Genomic DNA, 15761 nt, shown 5'->3' with positions numbered 1-15761 from the left:
GTCTCCGCTGGCGAGGTGCTCCGGATCATGCCGTTCTGGCATGTGAGGTAAGGAGTTTTAATCGCTTTTTTCGCGAAACGCCTTGTCCCACTCTGCCGCCCACGGCTCAGCGCCGCGGCACCTCGACACCGATGGGATCGGCCCCGAGTCAGGGGCGCTGCTCCGCCGAGCCGTCCAGGTTCTCACCGCCACCGGAGCCCGTCGCGATGCGTCACCGCACCCTGCTGTCTGCCTTGCCCCTGGTCGCAGCCCTGCTCACCCCCGCGGCGGCGGACGAGCTGACCGGAACCCTGCGGAAGATCAAGGACACCCACCGCATCGTGCTCGGCGTGCGGGACAGCGCGACGCCCTTCAGCTACATCGACGACCAGGCCCGGATCGTCGGCTACACCATCGACATCTGCCAGCACATCGTCGGTGCCGTGAAGGCGCGCCTCGGCCTGCCCGATCTCAAGGTCGAGATGCAGACCGTGATCTCCTCGACCCGGATCCCCTTGATGGCGAACGGGTCGATCGACCTGGAATGCGGCACGACCACCAACAACGCCGAGCGCCAGAAGCAGGTGACCTTCACCAACACGCACTTCCTGGCGTCGACGCGCTTCGCGGCGCGCAAGGCCCTCGGCCTCTCGCGCCTCGACGACCTGCGCGGCAAGACGGTCGCCACGGTGGCGGGCTCGACCAACGTCATCCAGCTCAACAGGATCAACACCGAGCGCCAGCTCGGCATGACCATCCAGACCGCCAAGGACCCGGCCGAGGGCTTCCTGCTGCTCGAGAGCGGGCGCGTCGCCGCCTTCGTCACCGACGACGTGCAGCTCAGCATCCTGATCGCCCAGTCCAAGGAGCCGGAGGCCTTCCGGCTCAGCGAGGAGGCCCTGTCGGCGCCCGAGCCCTACGGCATCATGCTGCGCAAGGACGACGCGCCGTTCAAGGCGCTGGCGGATGCGGCGACCGCCGACCTCTACCGCAGCCCCGAGATCCTGACGATCTACCGGCGCTGGTTCCAGTCGCCGGTGCCGCCCCGGGGCCTGAACTTCAACGTGCCGCTCTCGCCCGAGCTGGAGCGCGCCTTCGCGCATCCGACCAGCTCGCCCGACCCGTCTGCCTATGCGGTGAAGTCGTGAGCGATTCCGTCCCCCTCGTCGATGCCGCTCTCTTCGGCGATCTCCCGGCCGATCTCCCGGCCGATCTTCTGGCCGCCTTCCGCGGCGTAGCGACCGCAGCGCTCAGCGACAACCTGGACCGCCTCGCCGGCCCGGTCGGATTGCGGCCGTTCCACCGCGGCGGGCCGCTGGTCGGCCGGGCCTTGACGGTCCGGGTCCGCGGCGGCGACAACCTCGCCATCCATCGGGCCCTCGAACGCGTCCGGCCCGGCGACGTGGTGGTGGTCGATGGCGGCGGCGACGGCGATCGGGCCCTCGTCGGCGGGATCATGAAGGCGATCGCGGAGAGCCGCGGCGCGGCCGGCTTCGTGATCGACGGCGCGATCCGGGACGTGGCGGAGTTCGCGACGTCCGATTTCCCCTGCTACGCCCGCACGGTCACCCATCGCGGCCCGTACAAGACCGGACCGGGCGAGATCGGCGTGCCGGTCTGCGTCGGCGGCTGGGTCGTGAATCCCGGCGACGTGGTGGTCGGCGATGCCGACGGCGTCGTCACCTTCGCGCCCGGCCGGGCCCGCGACCTGCTGGCGGCAGCCAGGGCGCAGGAGATGCGCGAGGCCGAGGTGCTGCGCCTCATCGCGCAGGGGCGCTACGACGATCGCTATGCCAGAGCCTCCGACGCCCCGGGGACGCCGCGCTGAGCGCGGCCGGTTCGCCGGTCCGGCTCACGGAAACCCGAGCCCCCGCGGCGTCGGCGGCGCCTCGTTGAGGAGCGTCACCGTCACCCGCCGGTTGGCCGGCAGGTACGGGTTGTCGGGAAACAGCGGCTCGGTGTCGGCCTTGCCCGACACGGAGGCGAAGCGGTCGCCGGGCAGGCCGTTGCCGGCCAGGATCTCGCGCACGCTCACCGCGCGGCCGGCCGAGAGCTCCCAGGGCGGGGCGGCCGGGCGGCGGCCGGGGCGGTCGGCGGCGGTGTAGCCGGTCACCGCGATGCGGTTCGGCAGCCGGCGCAAGGTCGGGACGATCCGCTCCAGCACCTCGCGGGTGCGGTCGTTCGGCCGGGTCGAGCCCTCCGGGAACATCGAGCGGTTGTCCTGGTCGACGAGGGAGATGTCGAGGCCGCGGGCCGTGACCTCGATCACGATGCTCTTCGACAGTTCGGCGATCTCCGGCAGGTCCTGCAACGCCTGGCGCAAGGACGTCATGGCGAGCCCGAAGCCATCCTTGTAGGCGTTGCGCTGGATGCCGTCGGCCAGGATCTCGTCGTCGGAGGGCGGCTCGGCCCGGTCGGAGGCCTTCTCCGGCGGGATGTCGCGGGCCTCGCGCAACTTGGTCGCCGAGGGCAGGCCGTTCTTCTCGATGATGCCGTTGAAGCGCGATTCGCGGTTGGTGCCGAAGGCATCGCGCATCGAGCCCGCCACCGCCTGGAGCTTCTTCTGATCCTGGGTCGAGTAGGCCGCGATCATCACGAAGAAGCTCATCAAGAGCGCCATCAGGTCCGCGAAGGTCACGAACCAGCCGTGGCCGCCATGGGCCCCGCCGCGCTTCTTCTTGGCCACCGCTCAGATCTCCCTGAAGAACCCGGATCCCGAAAGCGTCAGGCCGCCTCGGCGGCCATCTCGTCCCGGTGCGTCAGGCCGCCTCGGCGGCCATCTCGTCCCGATGATTGTGCGGCAGGTAGGCGATCAGCATCTCGCGCACGAGCGAGGCGCTCTTGGCGTCGCGGATCAGCAGCACCCCGTCGATGATGAGGGAGCGCGAGACGTCCTCCTCCTCGAGCTTGACGTGCAGCTTGTCGGCGATCGGCAGGGTGATCATGTTGGCGATGAGCGCGCCGTACAGGGTGGCCAGCAGCGCGGTCGCCATGGCGGGGCCGAGCTTCGAGGGGTCGGACATGTTGGCGAACATCGTCACCATGCCGAGGATGGTGCCGATCATGCCCCAGGCCGGGGCGCAGTCGCCGAAGGCGCGGTAGACCTTCGAGCCCTCGTCGAGGTGCATCAGGAAGTTGTCGCGGTCGCGCTCCATCGTGTCGCGGATGAACTCGCGGTCGTAGCCGTCGGCGATGTAGCGCACGCCCTGGGCCAGGAACGGGTCCGAGATCTCGAGGTTCTCGATCGCCATCGGGCCCTGGCGCTTCACCACGTCGGCGATCTTGGTGATCTCGTCGATCAGCTCGCGCGGCCGGATCGCCCGCATGTTGAAGGCGTAGCGCAGGCCCATCGGCACGCCGTGCACGATGACCGAGAACGGGAAGCGCAGCATGGTGGCGGCGGTGGCGCCACCGAAGATCACGATCACCGCGTGCTTGTCGAAATAGGCGGCGAAATTGCCGCCGTCGATCATGATGAGCACGAACACGACCGCGATGCCGCCGACGAGGCCGGCGCCGGTTGCGATATCCATCTGTGGGCGGCCCCTTGATGCGCGCTCGCGGCCCCCCGGTCGCGGGGCTCGGGCCGGATGTCGCGTCTGTCCTGCCTCGGACGTTAAGGCCGGCAGGGTCAACGAACGGTAAAAATGCCGCTGCCCGGCGCCGACGCCGTCATGCGCCGTTCAGCCGAAATCTGGCATAGAAACCACCATGCGAACGAACGGCCGTCACAACAAGGCCGCGCACGGGGCAGGCGGCGGGCGAGGGCCCGGGCCGCGACCAGGGGCATCTATCCAAGGTTCTCGATTCATGCGGCTGATCAGGCTCTACGTCCGGGTCATGGGCCAGCTCGGGCCCGACCTGCGCCTCGGCGCGTTGCTCGCCGCCGCCAACGTCGCCCTGGCGGTGGCGGCCTTCGCCGAGCCGGTGCTGTTCGGCCGCATCATCGACCGGCTCACCCACCTGCCGGCCGGCGGTGCCGGCACGTCGAGCCTGCTCCTCCTCGTCGCCGCCTGGGTCGGGTTCGGGCTGTTCTCGATCGGCGCCGGCGTGCTGATCGCGCTCCACTCCGACCGGCTCACCCATCGCAGCCGGCTCGCGGCGATGGCGAACTACTTCGAGCACGTCCTCGACCTGCCGCTCGCCTTCCACTCGGCCAACCATTCCGGCCGGGTGCTGAAGGCGATGCTGGAGGGCACGAGCGGCATGGCGGCGACCTGGCTCGGCTTCTTCCGCGACCATTGCGCCGCGCTCGTCTCCCTGGTCGTGCTGCTGCCGATGACGCTGTTCCTCAACTGGCAGCTCGGCTCGATCCTGGTCGCCCTGATGGTGGTGTTCACCACGCTCACCACCTTCGTCCTGCGCCGCACCGAGGCCCTCCAGGGCAAGGTCGAGGCGTACCATTCGGGCCTCGCGGCCCACGCGTCCGACGCGCTCGGCAACGTCGCGGTGATCCAGTCCTTCACCCGCGCCAAGGCCGAGAAGGAGGCGATGCACGGCATCATCCGCGACCTGCTCGCCGCCCAGATCCCGGTCCTGTCCTGGTGGGCGCTGGCCTCCGTCGCCACCCGCGCCTCGGCGACGCTGACCATGACGGCGATCTTCGTCACCGGCATCGTGCTGCACGGCCACGGGCTGGCCACCGTCGGCGACGTGGTGTCGTTCATGAGCCTCGCCACCATGCTGGTCACCCGGCTCGACCAGGTCGTCGCCTTCGTCAACAGCCTGTTCCTGCAGGCGCCGAAGATGCAGGAATTCTTCGAGATCCTCGACACCGTGCCCGCGGTCCACGACCGGCCCGGCGCCAAGGCGGTGGTGCGGCTCGAAGGCGACGTCTCCTTCGAGGACGTGCGCTTCTCCTATGACGGCCCCCGCCCGGCCCTCGACGGGGTGTCGTTCACGGCCCGCGCCGGCGAGACCGTGGCGCTCGTCGGCACCACCGGCTCCGGCAAGTCGACGACGCTCGGGCTCCTGCACCGCGCCTTCGATCCCGATGCCGGCACGATCCGCATCGACGGCGAGGACCTGCGCGACATCGGCCTCTCTTCCTTGCGCCACAACATCGGCGTGGTGTTCCAGGAGCCGATGCTGTTCGCCCGCTCGATCCGCGAGAACCTCCAGGTCGGCCGGCCCGACGCCACCGATGCCGAGATGCTCGACGCCCTCGAACGCGCCCAGGCCTCGGAGTTCATGGCGCGCCAGCCCGACGGGCTCGACACCGTCATCGGCGAGCGCGGCCGCTCGCTGTCCGGCGGCGAGCGCCAGCGGCTCTCGATCGCCCGGGCGCTGCTGAAGAACCCGCCGGTCCTGATCCTCGACGAGGCGACGAGCGCGCTCGACGCCGCCACCGAGCGCAAGCTCCAGGGCGCGCTGGAAGCGGTGATGGAGGGGCGCACCACCTTCGTGATCGCCCACCGCCTGTCGACGATCCGCGACGCCGACCGCATCCTGGTCTTCCACCAGGGCCGGATCGTCGAGAGCGGCACCTTCGACGAGCTGGTGGCCGAGGGCGGCCGCTTCGCCGACCTCGCCCGGGCCCAGTTCATGGTGACCGAGCCGGAGCCGGACTACGCGATGGCGGCGTGACGGAGACCTCAGGGGGCAGGCGAGAGTCTGCCCCTTCTCACGTCGGCAGTCCGAGGGGCGGGACGCCATGTCGTTCGCCTCCGGCCGAGCTGCCGGCGGGGCCCGCATCCTCCATCGTCCTGAAAACGGAGCCCGGAATGACCAGGAGGGCGGCATGGCTGCCGAGGGTATGCAGGGCCCGGCGGGGATGAGCCCATCCGGCGGCGCACCAGACGGCCATGCCGATCATCTCCACCGATAGCCGGCCCCGCGGCCGGCTCGCGGTCGAAACTCGTTCAGCTTGATCGTGGGTAGGTCGGCTTTCGAACTATTGCGGGCACCCCAAGACCGTCGGCGCATCTCGGACGCAGTCATCCTTGGGCCTGCGTTGCCGACGGCTCGTGCATATCTAAGGACACGCTGAAACACGTGGCAATGACCGGCATTGCTGGATCCATGGCAGGATCCCGCCCCGTCGCTGTCCTCGCCGAAGATGAAGCGATCGTCCGCGCGGCGGCCGCCGACATGCTGTCTGATCTCGGCTTCGAAGTGCTTCAGGCCGAACATGCCCAGGACGCGCTACGGCACCTGGAAGCCCGTGAAGGCATCGCGCTCCTCTACGCCGATTTCAATATGCCGGGGCCGATGGACGGCTGCGACCTCGCGCATGCCGTCCGCGTGCGCTGGCGGGAGACACGGACCATCGTCTGTTCAGGCGAGGCGGCGCTGCTCCCGCCGAAGGCTTACGTCATCGTCAAGCCCTGCGCCGAGCGGGGGCTGCGGAGGTCGCTCCTGGCTTTGCGGTTCAGCCGAGACTGCGGTCTCTCGCCCACTTCATGAGCTGGCACCGTAGCGGTATATAGCAGCGCTTGAGACGACCGAGGCGGGACGGATACAGGTGCCGAATTTCGAGGAGGAAGCTCGCATCATTCGCGAGCTGACGCGGGCGGGCTCCGGGCCGGACCCGTTCTCTTCGGCTGTCCGCGCCACGCGCATGCCCATGCTGATCACGGACCCGCGACAGGCCGACAACCCGATCGTCTTCGCCAACGCGGCGTTTGCCCGGCTCACGGGCTACGACCGGGGCGGCATCATCGGGCGGAACTGCCGCTTCCTGCAGGGACCGGAGACCGACCGCGCGGAGGTGCTGCGCTTGAGACGCGCGATCGAGAGCAGGGTACCGATCGAGCTTGACCTTCTGAACTACAAGAAGGATGGTTCGACGTTCTGGAACCGCCTCCTGGTCTCGCCGGTGTTCGGGGAGGATGGGCAGCTCACCTACTTCTTTGCTTCTCAGTTCGATGTGACCTTGGAGCGCGAGCGATTGGTGAGTCTCCAGCGCGACCGGCACGATCTGGAGGCGGAGGTCGCGCGGCGCAATGCTGAGCTGCAGGCGAGCGAGGAGCGCCTGCGCTTCGCTCTGGAAGCGGGACAGCTTGGCAGTTGGAGCATCAACCTCGACACCGGGCATCTGACAGCGTCCGATAGCTGCAAGGCGATCTGCGGGCGCCAGCCCCAAGACCCGCTCAGCCTCGAAGAACTACAGGCCTCCATCCACCCAGACGATCGTGCGATCCAGCACTAAGCGATCGAGCAGGCCATCGCGAACCGGTCGCTTCTCGATGCCGAGTATCGCCTGACTACGCCCTCCGGTGAGGTGCGCTGGGTCCAGATCAGGGGAAAGGCGCATTATCGGGCGGATGGAACGCCGATCCTCATCACGGGAACCTCGCAAGACATCACGGAACGACGGGCGGTACAGAGTCATCGCGCCTTGCTGAGCCGCGAACTCCATCACCGCGTGCAGAATACGCTGTCCGCCCTGCAGGCCGTTGTCTCGCAGACCATGCGGCGCGCCGACTCGCTGCAGGATGCCGGCGTGACGCTGACGGCGCGCATCCAGGCGATGGCGGCGGCCAACACCCTGCTGGTTTCCGAGGAATTCGGGAGCGTCTCGATGCATGACCTGGTCATGCGCTCGCTGACGCCCTTCGGCGTCGAGGATGCCGACCGATTTAGACTGTCGGGACCGGATCTGCGCCTTCCGCCCCAGCTCGTCGTCGCCTATGCCCTGGCGCTTCATGAACTGGCGACGAACGCGTCCAAATACGGTGCCCTATCCGCCGCAACAGGCATTGTCGAGGTCGCGTGGAAGATTGTGGGCGAGCCGGATCGTCCGCTCCTGCACATGATTTGGCGGGAAACCGGCGGTCCCCCCGTTGTACCCCCGAACCGGACGAGCTTCGGAACCCAGCTCATCAGGCGTGTGCTGGCTGCAGAGATCGGCGGGCGTGTCGACCTCGACTTTCGCTCCGAAGGTGTCGTCTTCACAGCTGTCGCCCCACTGGCAGACGCCGAAACGGATGCCCGCATTCGAATGGACGTACTCTCATAGCCGTCCGTCCCGTTTCCACCCTCGGCGGACGCCCGCAGGCGTCATGAAGCTGACCCTAAGGAGCTGTCGCTAAGCCTCCGTAGTATCGACGAGCGCGAGCCTACAGTGAACAGGACGGACACACTCAGCGAAGTCGCCACGCGCCTCGGACGCTTGCGTCCGGGCCACCCGGTAAGGGTCGCGGTCGATGGACGAACGGCCTCGGGCAAGACGACGCTCGCCGACGAGATTGCCGCGTTGCTTGTTGAGACAGGGCGGCCCGTGATCCGGACGTCCATCGACGGCTTCCACCGCCCACGTGTTGAGCGCTACGCCCGAGGCCGGTATTCGGCAGAGGGATACTATTATGACGCACGCGATCTTCCCTCCGTCGTCACCCTCCTGCTCGCCCCGCTGGGCCCGAAGGGTGACCGGCAGTATCGCACCGCGTCCTTCGACCTCGACGCCGACCAGCCGATAGCTCAAGAGCCGCAAGTGGCAGCCGAGGACGCCATCCTGATCGTGGATGGCACTTTCCTCCAACGCCACGAGCTACGTGACCATTGGGACGTGACGCTCTTCGTGCGGACCTCAGCCGAGATGGCGGAGGCCCGCGGCCTGGGTCGGGATACGGACCGCCTCGGGGGCGAGATGGCAGCGCGCGATCTCTATGGGAAGCGCTACCGTCCCGCGTATGCCCTGTATGAACGCCTCTGCGATCCGGAGGGCAACTGCGACACGATCATCGACAACGACGACTTCGCAAAGCCCCGGCTCGTTGCAAGGGTGGGAGGTCGGTTGGACTGAATGAGACCGCTTTCCACCGAGGCTGTGTCGAGCGGTCCTTTGCCGATGGCAGCCCGTCATGCGGTCAAGCTGACCGGGTTTCGACCCCAAGGTCGGTGATCGCAGCCGGCGGACCCCGATCGAAAAAATGCTTTTGCACGATCGCTGATCGGCGAGAACGAATTTCCAGAAATCAGTAAAATTAAACAGGATGCTTCGTTTGACGAAACGGCATCCATCGGGAAATATTCTGCGGCGCGATCCAGTCGTGCCAATCGATCGACGATCGTCATCTTCATCGCTCCGATGAACCGGCGATCCTGCCTGTGCGAGAGCCGGACCCTTCCCCATGCGCGCTGGGGAGGGGAATGCACCCCACCGCCAATCCTGTCCACCGATTGCGGAGCCTCCCATGAACATCGCCGTCAATCCGAGCCACATCGCCGACCCTGCGCCGCAGGGCGCGCCCGGCCCCGCCCGCCCGGCCGAGCCCGCCCACGTCATCCGCGACGACGCGGAGGCGATCCGGATCGCCCACGCCCTCGCGGCCCGGTTCCGGGAGGGCGCCTCGGAGCGCGACCGCACCGGAGCGCGGCCGCTGGCCGAACTCGACGCCTTCTCGCAGAGCGGGCTGTGGTCGATCAACGTGCCGCGCAGCCATGGCGGGCCGGAGGTGTCCTACCGGACGCTGGCGCAGGTCGTCGCGATCATCGCGGCGGCGGATCCCTCGATCGCACAGATCGCCCAGAACCACCTCGGCATCGTCGCGGCGATCCGTACCGTGTCCGAGCCGGAGCAGCAGGCGGAGCTGTTCGCCGCGGTGCTGGCCGGCATCCGCTTCGGCAACGCCTTCTCGGAGAAGGGCACGAAGCGGGCCGCCGAGTTCGAGACCCGCTTCACCGATCACGGCGACCACGTCGTCGTCCGGGGCCGAAAGTTCTACGCGACGGGGGCGCTGCTCGCTCATCTCGTGCCCATCGTCGCGGTCGATGACGAGGGCCGCCCCTGGTACGCCATCGCCGACCGCGATGCCCCGGGCCTCACGGTGATCGACGACTGGTCGAGCTTCGGCCAGCGCGGCACCGCCAGCGGCACCGTGCTGATCGACGACGTGCGGGTCGAAAAGAGCCGCCTCGTGCCGGCCTGGCGCGGCTACACGGCACCGCGGGTCGACGGGGCGATCTTCCAGATCATCCAGGCGGCGATCGATGCCGGGATCGGGCGCGCCGCCCTCGACGACACCATCGCCTTCGTGCGCGAGAAGGCGCGGCCCTGGATCGACAGCGGCCAGGAGCGGGCCTCCGACGACCCCTACACGATCCGCGCCGTCGGCGACCTGACGATCCGCCAGCACGCCGCCGAGGCCCTGCTCGACCGGGCCGGGCTCGCCATCGACGCGGCGGTCGCGGATCCGACGCCCGAGAGCGTGGCGGCGGCCCAGCTCGCGGTGGCCGAGTCCAAGGTCCTGACCACCGAGGTGGCGCTCGCCGCCGCCAACACCCTGTTCGAGCTGTCCGGTACCCGCGCGACGCTCGCCGAGCACAATCTCGACCGGCACTGGCGCAACGCCCGCACCCATACCCTCCACGATCCGGTGCGCTGGAAGGTGGCGATCGTCGGCAACCACGCGCTGAACGGGGTCAACCCGCCGTTCCACGCCTGGAGCTGACGGCCTGGGAGTCCCCCCTACAGCAACTTGATCGTATCCCGCCGGCTCTGGGCCCGGGCCTGGAGGCGGCGGCGGCGGGCGGCGATCACCGTGCCGTTGATCTCGCCGCCGAACAGGAACATCGCGGCGAGCCAGTAGACGAAGACCAGGAACACCATCGCGGTCGCCAAGCCCCCGTAGGTCGAGACGTAGGCGTTCGAGAACCGGTCGAGGTACATCCCGAAGCCGATCCCGGCCAGCACCCACAGGCACAGCGTCACGGCGATGCCGGGCAGCACCAGGGTGACGGGCCGGCGCCCGGCGGCGATGAACTTGTGGGCGATCACCAGCACGGCCGAGACGAGCAGCACCGTCACCCCGACCCGGCCGACCGCCACGGTGAGGCCGAGCGGCTCCAGCCCCGGCGCCACCAGCACCAGCCCGCGCCAGACCAGCGGCCCGAGCACCACCAGGAAGGTGAAGGCCAGCATCGCGAAGGCGGCGCAGATCACGTAGCCGATCGATTCGAGGCGGGTGAGCCACCACGGCCGCATCTCGCGCAGGCCATAGGCCCGGTTGAGGCCGACCCGCAGGCTCTCGACCCCGCTCGACGAGAAGTAGAGCGCCAGCACCGCGCCGAGGGTGAGGAGGCCGCCGCGCTGCTCGGTCAGCACCCGGTGGACCTCGCCGGCGATCGGCCCCGCCACCTCGCTCGGCCAGATCTCGAACAGCAGGTTTCCGGCCTCGTCGGCGAGCGACTTGGTGCCGAACACGCTGGCGAGCGCCGTGAGCAGGATCAGGAACGGAAAAAGCGAGGTCAGAAGCGAGAGCGCGATGTGGCTGGCGATCGCCCAGCCGTCGTGGGCGACGAAGCGCTGCGCCGCGATGGCGGCGATCTCCAGGGCGGTACGGGGACGGATCACGGCGCGCGGGCTCTCGGGCTGGGACGTCACGGGCCTTCCGGCGGGCTTCCTCCCCGGCAGGCATGGTGTCGCCGGCGGACCTCACGCCAGCGGGCCTGCCGCCTCAGGTAGAGCGGGCAGGCCCGTCCTGGAAAGCCGGGCCGACCAAAATCCGGCGCCCGCGTCCTTCCGGGCACGGACGGTCCGGGTTCGAGCCCTGCGCCGCCGACGGGGCCGTCCCGACGCGGTTCCCGGTTGCGGAACGGCCGCGCTCGTGCTCGTTGCGCAGGCATCATGAGCCGCCTCCTGCCTCTGTCCGACGCATCCTGGCCGACCCGCCTGGCCCCCGGCCTGTTCGTGCTCATCTGGGCCACGGGCTTCGTGGTGGCGCGGCTGATCGCGCCGCATGCCGAGCCGCTGACCTTCCTCTGCGTGCGCTTCGTGCTGAGCGCGATGGTGCTGTCGGGCCTGGCGCTCGCCGCCGGTGCGACCTGGCCGCGCGGCTGGACCGGCTGGCGCGACGCGATGGTGGCCGGGATCCTGATCCACGGCGTCTATCTCGACGCGGTGTTCTGGGCGGTGCATCGCGGGCTGCCGGCCGGCATCGCCGCCCTGGTGGCGAGCCTTCAGCCGCTGCTCACCGCCGCGGTGGCGGGGCCGCTCCTCGGCGAGCGGGTCTCGGGCCTGCGCTGGCTCGGCATCGCGGTCGGCCTCCTCGGTGCCGGGCTGGTGCTGGCGCCGCGGATCGGCGTCGGCGGCGGCATCCCGCCGGTCGCCCTCGCGGTCTGCTTCTGCGGCACGATCGGGATCACGCTCGGCACCCTGTGGCAGAAGCGCAAGGCCGTCGCGGTGGACCTGCGCACCAATGCCGCGGCCCAGTTCGTCGGCGCCGGGCTCCTCACCCTGCCGCTGGCGCTCCTGACCGAGCACGGCGAGTTCGACTTCTCGGTGCCGCTGCTCCTCGGCCTCGCCTGGGCGGTGCTCGGCCTGTCGGTCGGCGGCATCCTGATCCTGCTCGGGCTGATCCGACGCGGCGCGGTGGCGGGGGTGGCGGCCCTGTTCTACCTCGTGCCGCCGGTCTCGGCCGCGATGGCGTTCGGGCTGTTCGGCGAGACCCTGGCGCCGGTGCAGCTCCTCGGCATGGTGGTGGCGGTGGCCGGGGTGGCGATCGCGAGCCGCGGTTAAGCCCCTGGTGGGATTCGCGGCCTTAAGCTCGCGGGATCTCGGAGACCGCCCGCATGCTGCGCCCCGCCTTGACTGCCGGACTGATGATGCTGGCGCTCGCCGCCCCGGCGGCGGCCGACGGCGAGGTCGACCGCCCGGCGCCCGCCGGCTACGGGCGCATGCCGAGGCCGGCTTATGCGCCGGTCCGCCGGTATCACCGGGTCCATGCGGGTCTGCCCCGAATGGGTTCCCCCCATCCCGGCCTGCGTCGCGGCATCGCGGTCCGGCCGGTCTCCTACGGCGAGCGCGAGGGCGAGGTCTTCCACGCCTGGCTGCCGCGCAACACCAACCTGCCGATCTACAACATCCCGCCGCCGTTCTTTCCGGAGCACTGACACGGGGCGGATCGAAGCGAGACGTTCGGCGTTAGATCTGGCGTGGAAAACCGTCAGGGAGTCGAGCCGTGGCCGAGCCGACGATATCCGAGTCGATCACCGCCTCCCGCGATCACGCGCCGTCGCCGGACGATCCCGACCAGCGTGCCATCGACCTCGCGTCCGCCGCCGGGCTCGACCGCCTCGACGAGGGCACGCGCGCGCATCTCGCCCAAGCCGGCCAGGACGCCCTCGAGGCCTGCCTGAGCCGGTTCACACCCGCGGAGCGCGCGGCATTCTGGTTCGCGATCTGCCGTTGCTACAACCGCCCGTACAATCCAATCGAGCCCTCGGCGCCCGCGCCCATCGAGCCGGGGCTCGTCGAGGCCGTCCCGGCCGCCCACGTGATCGACGCCGTCCGGCCGGGCCCCGAGGCCGTGCGGCCGGAGGCCGCCCTGCGATGACGGTGCGGGCGGCCCGGATGCCATGAGCCCACCGCCCGCCATCCCGCTGGACGCGCAGGTGCGGCGGGTCGTCCTCGCCTCGCAGGTGCTGGCCGGCGAGATGGTGCTGCTCGGGCTGGCGGTGCAGATCGCCTGGTTCGAGGCCTGGACGCAGCCGATCGTCGATGCGGCGGCGGCGCAGGCGACGGGCCTCGCGAACCGGGCGCGCCGCGACCGGCTGATGCGCCGCGGCGTGCCGGCCCACCTCGCCGGCCGGGCCCTCGGCCTAGTGCCGGGACCCCGACCCCATGGCGATCGGCCCGGCGATCAGCCGCCGTAGCTCTGCACCAGGGATCCGGCCACCAGGGTCCAGCCGTCGACCAGCACGAAGAAGATCAGCTTGAACGGCAGCGCCACGGTGGCGGGCGGCAGCATCATCATGCCGACCGACATCAGGATCGACGCGACCACGAGGTCGATGATCAGGAACGGGATGAACAGCAGGAAGCCGATCTCGAAGGCGCGCCTCAACTCCGAGATCATGAAGGCGGGGGTCAGCACCTCGAGGCCGACCGCTTCCGGCGTCGCCGGCGTGCCGGCGCGGGCGAGGTCCAGGAAGAGCTTCAGGTCCTTCTCGCGCACGCTGCGCAGCATGAACGCCTTGAACGGCTGGCTCGCCCGCTCGAAGGCCTGGCCCTGCTGGATCTGCCCGGCGAGCAGCGGCTCGATGCCGGTGCGGTAAGCCTCCCGCGCCGTCGGCGCCATCACGAAGGCGGTGAGGAACAAGGACAGGCTGACGATCACCGCGTTCGGCGGCGCCGTCTGGGTGCCCAGCGCCGAGCGTAGGATCGACAGCACCACCACGATCCGGGTGAACGAGGTCGCCATCACCAGGACCGAGGGCGCCAGCGCCAGCACGGTGATGAGGGCGACGAGCTGCAAGGCCCGCTCGGTGACGCCGCCGCTCGGGCCGAGATCGACGGTCAGGCTCTGCGCCAGCGCCGAGCCGCCCGAGAGGAACAGCAGGGCCACCGCGGCGCGGCAGAGACGGGGGAGACGGGACGAGCGATTCGGGGGCGCCATGGCGGTTCCACCCTTGGGCTCAGGGGCCGCGGCCCGCAAGCGCCGCGCCCGCCGCACCCTGTCGAGGGCGGGCGGGCGCGGTTCCGGTGCAACAGATCCGGCGCGAAGACCTCCGGCACCGGTGTTCGGCGCCACCCCTTCGGCGACAGGCCTTCAGCGCTTGTCGAGCGGCCGGCCGAGGAGGCGGGCGAACTCGGCCTCGATCTCCTCGACCGAGAACGGGTTCTGGACCGAGGGCGCCTTCGAGGCCGGGGCCGGTTCCTCCGGCGGGGCCGGCGGAGGCGGGGGCGGCTCGGGCACCGGTTCCGGCGCCGGCGGGGGCGGCGGAGCCGGCTCGGGCTCGGGCGGCGGGGGCTCGGGCGGCGGGGGCTCGGGCGGAGGCGCGGGTTCGGGCAGAGGTGCGGGCTCCGGGGGRGGCGGGGGRGGCGGGGCCGGCTCCGGTTCGGGGACGGGCGGGGGCGCGACCGGCTCCGGCGGGGCGCTCATCACCGGGGCGCTCATCGCCGGGGCCGCCGGGCGGGCCGGCGCCACCGCCGAGGAGGGCCGCCGCAGGGCCTCTTCGAGCTGGCGGGCCATGTCGTTGAGGATCGTCGCATCCACCGTGCGCGGCTCGGCCCCGCGGGTGCCGGCGGGAGCGGGCGCCGGCTCGGGCGGCAGGACCGGCTCCGGCATCGGCGGGGGCGCGGTCACCACAGGCGGGACCGGCACCGCGAAGGGCGGCGCCTCCCCTGGGGCCTCGGGCGGAATCTCCAGGGGCGGAGGTGCCTGGCGGGCGGCGCGCAGGCTCGGCGGCTCGACCCGGCGCGAGGCGTTGAAGCGCGAGGCCGGCCGCACCGGCTCGGGCACGGGCTCCGGAGGCGGCGGCGGCGCGAAGACGGGGGCGGCCCGCGCCGGCTCGGGCGCCCGCACGGGCGTCTCGGGCTCGGGGAAGGGCGGCGGCAGGGGCGCGGGCTCCGTGCCGGCCGGCAGGGTGAGCGGAACCTCCGGGGCGTCCGGCTCGGACCGGTCCGACAGCTCCGCCGAGACCCGGTTGCCGCCGGCCCGCACGATGTTGCGCTCGATCACGACGTCGTTGGGGCCGCCGACGAGGAGCAGGTGCTCGGTGTTGTCGCGGCGCAGCAGGATCAGCTGGCGCTGGCGGTCCAGCTCGTAGATGTCGACGATGCCGAGCCGCGGCTGCCGGCTGCGGCTGGTGCTTCCGTTGCCCCCGAGGGTGAGGCGGCCCCGGGCGAACCTTTTCGCCCCGAGGGCGAAGAGGCTGAGGAGCACGACCATGATCAGGAAGACGATCAGGTAGGAGAGCAAGGGCGAACCGTCCGTCCCGAGGATCGAGGAGAGCAAAGCGCGGTCTCTCAAGTGAAGCGTGCGCGGGGCGCGCCGAGGATGTGACGCCTTCTAGCACGGCTGTGACCGGCCTGCGCAGGGGACCTTAACATATCGTTA

General features: G+C 70.4%; 18 protein-coding genes. 12 read left to right on the top strand and 6 right to left on the bottom strand.

Features of this window, described 5'->3' with window-relative positions; genetic code table 11:
- The first annotated feature begins 206 nt into the window (after positions 1–206).
- Both G4G93_RS35575 and G4G93_RS35570 read left to right on the top strand, forming a co-directional pair.
- A complete protein-coding gene (locus G4G93_RS35575) occupies positions 207–1127 on the top strand; it encodes an amino acid ABC transporter substrate-binding protein (RefSeq protein WP_206290016.1) in 921 nt (306 codons plus the stop codon).
- Positions 1124–1807, top strand: coding sequence for an RraA family protein (locus G4G93_RS35570; RefSeq protein WP_312892263.1), 684 nt, complete (start codon positions 1124–1126; stop codon positions 1805–1807). The genes G4G93_RS35575 and G4G93_RS35570 overlap by 4 nt, the downstream gene beginning before the upstream one ends.
- A 24-nt stretch (positions 1808–1831) precedes the next feature.
- Here the strand turns inward: G4G93_RS35570 and G4G93_RS25385 are convergent, their stop codons facing one another.
- Both G4G93_RS25385 and G4G93_RS25380 read right to left on the bottom strand, forming a co-directional pair.
- Positions 1832–2665, bottom strand: coding sequence for a flagellar motor protein MotB (locus G4G93_RS25385; RefSeq protein WP_165088556.1), 834 nt, complete (start codon positions 2663–2665; stop codon positions 1832–1834).
- A 73-nt stretch (positions 2666–2738) separates the two neighbouring features.
- A complete protein-coding gene (locus tag G4G93_RS25380; RefSeq protein ID WP_139039090.1) occupies positions 2739–3512 on the bottom strand; it encodes a motility protein A in 774 nt (257 codons plus the stop codon).
- A 277-nt stretch (positions 3513–3789) separates the two neighbouring features.
- Here G4G93_RS25380 and G4G93_RS25375 point away from each other — a divergent pair, with 277 nt between their 5' ends.
- The 5 genes from G4G93_RS25375 to G4G93_RS25360 all read left to right on the top strand — a co-directional run bounded on the left by G4G93_RS25375 (position 3790) and on the right by G4G93_RS25360 (position 8725).
- A complete protein-coding gene (locus G4G93_RS25375) occupies positions 3790–5565 on the top strand; it encodes a glucan ABC transporter ATP-binding protein/ permease (protein ID WP_165088553.1) in 1776 nt (591 codons plus the stop codon).
- A 414-nt stretch (positions 5566–5979) separates the two neighbouring features.
- A complete protein-coding gene (locus tag G4G93_RS25370) occupies positions 5980–6384 on the top strand; it encodes a response regulator (RefSeq protein ID WP_246737006.1) in 405 nt (134 codons plus the stop codon).
- 58 nt (positions 6385–6442) lie between these two features.
- Positions 6443–7129: a PAS domain-containing protein gene (locus G4G93_RS36075; RefSeq protein WP_312892262.1), complete on the top strand. Its 687-nt coding sequence runs from the start codon at positions 6443–6445 to the stop codon at positions 7127–7129.
- Positions 7130–7132: 3 nt separating this feature from the next.
- Positions 7133–7939, top strand: a complete 807-nt coding sequence (locus G4G93_RS36070; RefSeq protein ID WP_312892267.1) for an HWE histidine kinase domain-containing protein — start codon at positions 7133–7135, stop codon at positions 7937–7939.
- 105 nt (positions 7940–8044) lie between these two features.
- Positions 8045–8725, top strand: coding sequence for a uridylate kinase (locus G4G93_RS25360; RefSeq protein ID WP_312892261.1), 681 nt, complete (start codon positions 8045–8047; stop codon positions 8723–8725).
- Between the two features lie 56 nt (positions 8726–8781).
- Here the strand turns inward: G4G93_RS25360 and G4G93_RS25355 are convergent, their stop codons facing one another.
- A complete protein-coding gene (locus G4G93_RS25355; RefSeq protein ID WP_165088550.1) occupies positions 8782–8997 on the bottom strand; it encodes a hypothetical protein in 216 nt (71 codons plus the stop codon).
- Positions 8998–9116: 119 nt separating this feature from the next.
- Here G4G93_RS25355 and G4G93_RS25350 point away from each other — a divergent pair, with 119 nt between their 5' ends.
- Positions 9117–10373 (top strand): SfnB family sulfur acquisition oxidoreductase, encoded by a 1257-nt coding sequence (locus G4G93_RS25350; protein WP_165088548.1) that lies wholly within the window; start codon positions 9117–9119, stop codon positions 10371–10373.
- A gap of 17 nt (positions 10374–10390) precedes the next feature.
- On the opposite strand, the gene G4G93_RS25345 is transcribed toward G4G93_RS25350, so the two are convergent.
- Positions 10391–11272 (bottom strand): YihY/virulence factor BrkB family protein, encoded by an 882-nt coding sequence (locus tag G4G93_RS25345; RefSeq protein ID WP_165088671.1) that lies wholly within the window; start codon positions 11270–11272, stop codon positions 10391–10393.
- Between the two features lie 276 nt (positions 11273–11548).
- Between G4G93_RS25345 and G4G93_RS25340 the strand changes: the two genes are divergently transcribed.
- The 4 genes from G4G93_RS25340 to G4G93_RS25325 all read left to right on the top strand — a co-directional run bounded on the left by G4G93_RS25340 (position 11549) and on the right by G4G93_RS25325 (position 13575).
- Positions 11549–12439: a DMT family transporter gene (locus G4G93_RS25340; protein ID WP_165088545.1), complete on the top strand. Its 891-nt coding sequence runs from the start codon at positions 11549–11551 to the stop codon at positions 12437–12439.
- Positions 12440–12492: 53 nt separating this feature from the next.
- Positions 12493–12813 (top strand): hypothetical protein, encoded by a 321-nt coding sequence (locus tag G4G93_RS25335; RefSeq protein ID WP_165088543.1) that lies wholly within the window; start codon positions 12493–12495, stop codon positions 12811–12813.
- Between the two features lie 68 nt (positions 12814–12881).
- On the top strand, positions 12882–13256 hold the full coding sequence (locus G4G93_RS25330) for a hypothetical protein (RefSeq protein WP_206290015.1): 375 nt from the start codon (positions 12882–12884) through the stop codon (positions 13254–13256).
- Between the two features lie 22 nt (positions 13257–13278).
- A complete protein-coding gene (locus G4G93_RS25325) occupies positions 13279–13575 on the top strand; it encodes a hypothetical protein (protein WP_165088540.1) in 297 nt (98 codons plus the stop codon).
- Here G4G93_RS25325 and fliP read toward each other — a convergent pair.
- Together fliP and G4G93_RS25315 are read right to left on the bottom strand one after the other, a co-directional pair.
- Entirely contained in the window at positions 13563–14318 is a 756-nt protein-coding gene (gene fliP / locus G4G93_RS25320; protein WP_165088537.1) for a flagellar type III secretion system pore protein FliP, read from the bottom strand. The two genes, G4G93_RS25325 and fliP, sit on opposite strands and share 13 nt — an antisense overlap.
- 153 nt (positions 14319–14471) lie before the next feature.
- Positions 14472–15623 carry a hypothetical protein gene (locus tag G4G93_RS25315; RefSeq protein WP_246737005.1) on the bottom strand — a complete coding sequence of 384 codons (1152 nt, stop codon included), beginning with the start codon at positions 15621–15623 and terminating at the stop codon, positions 14472–14474.
- Positions 15624–15761 lie beyond the last annotated feature (138 nt).

The sequence above is a fragment of the Methylobacterium sp. DB0501 genome (assembly GCF_011043735.1).
GTDB lineage: Bacteria > Pseudomonadota > Alphaproteobacteria > Rhizobiales > Beijerinckiaceae > Methylobacterium > Methylobacterium alsaeris.
Note: the sequence above shows the minus strand (reverse complement) of the source record. Positions and strands in the feature narration are given on the sequence as shown.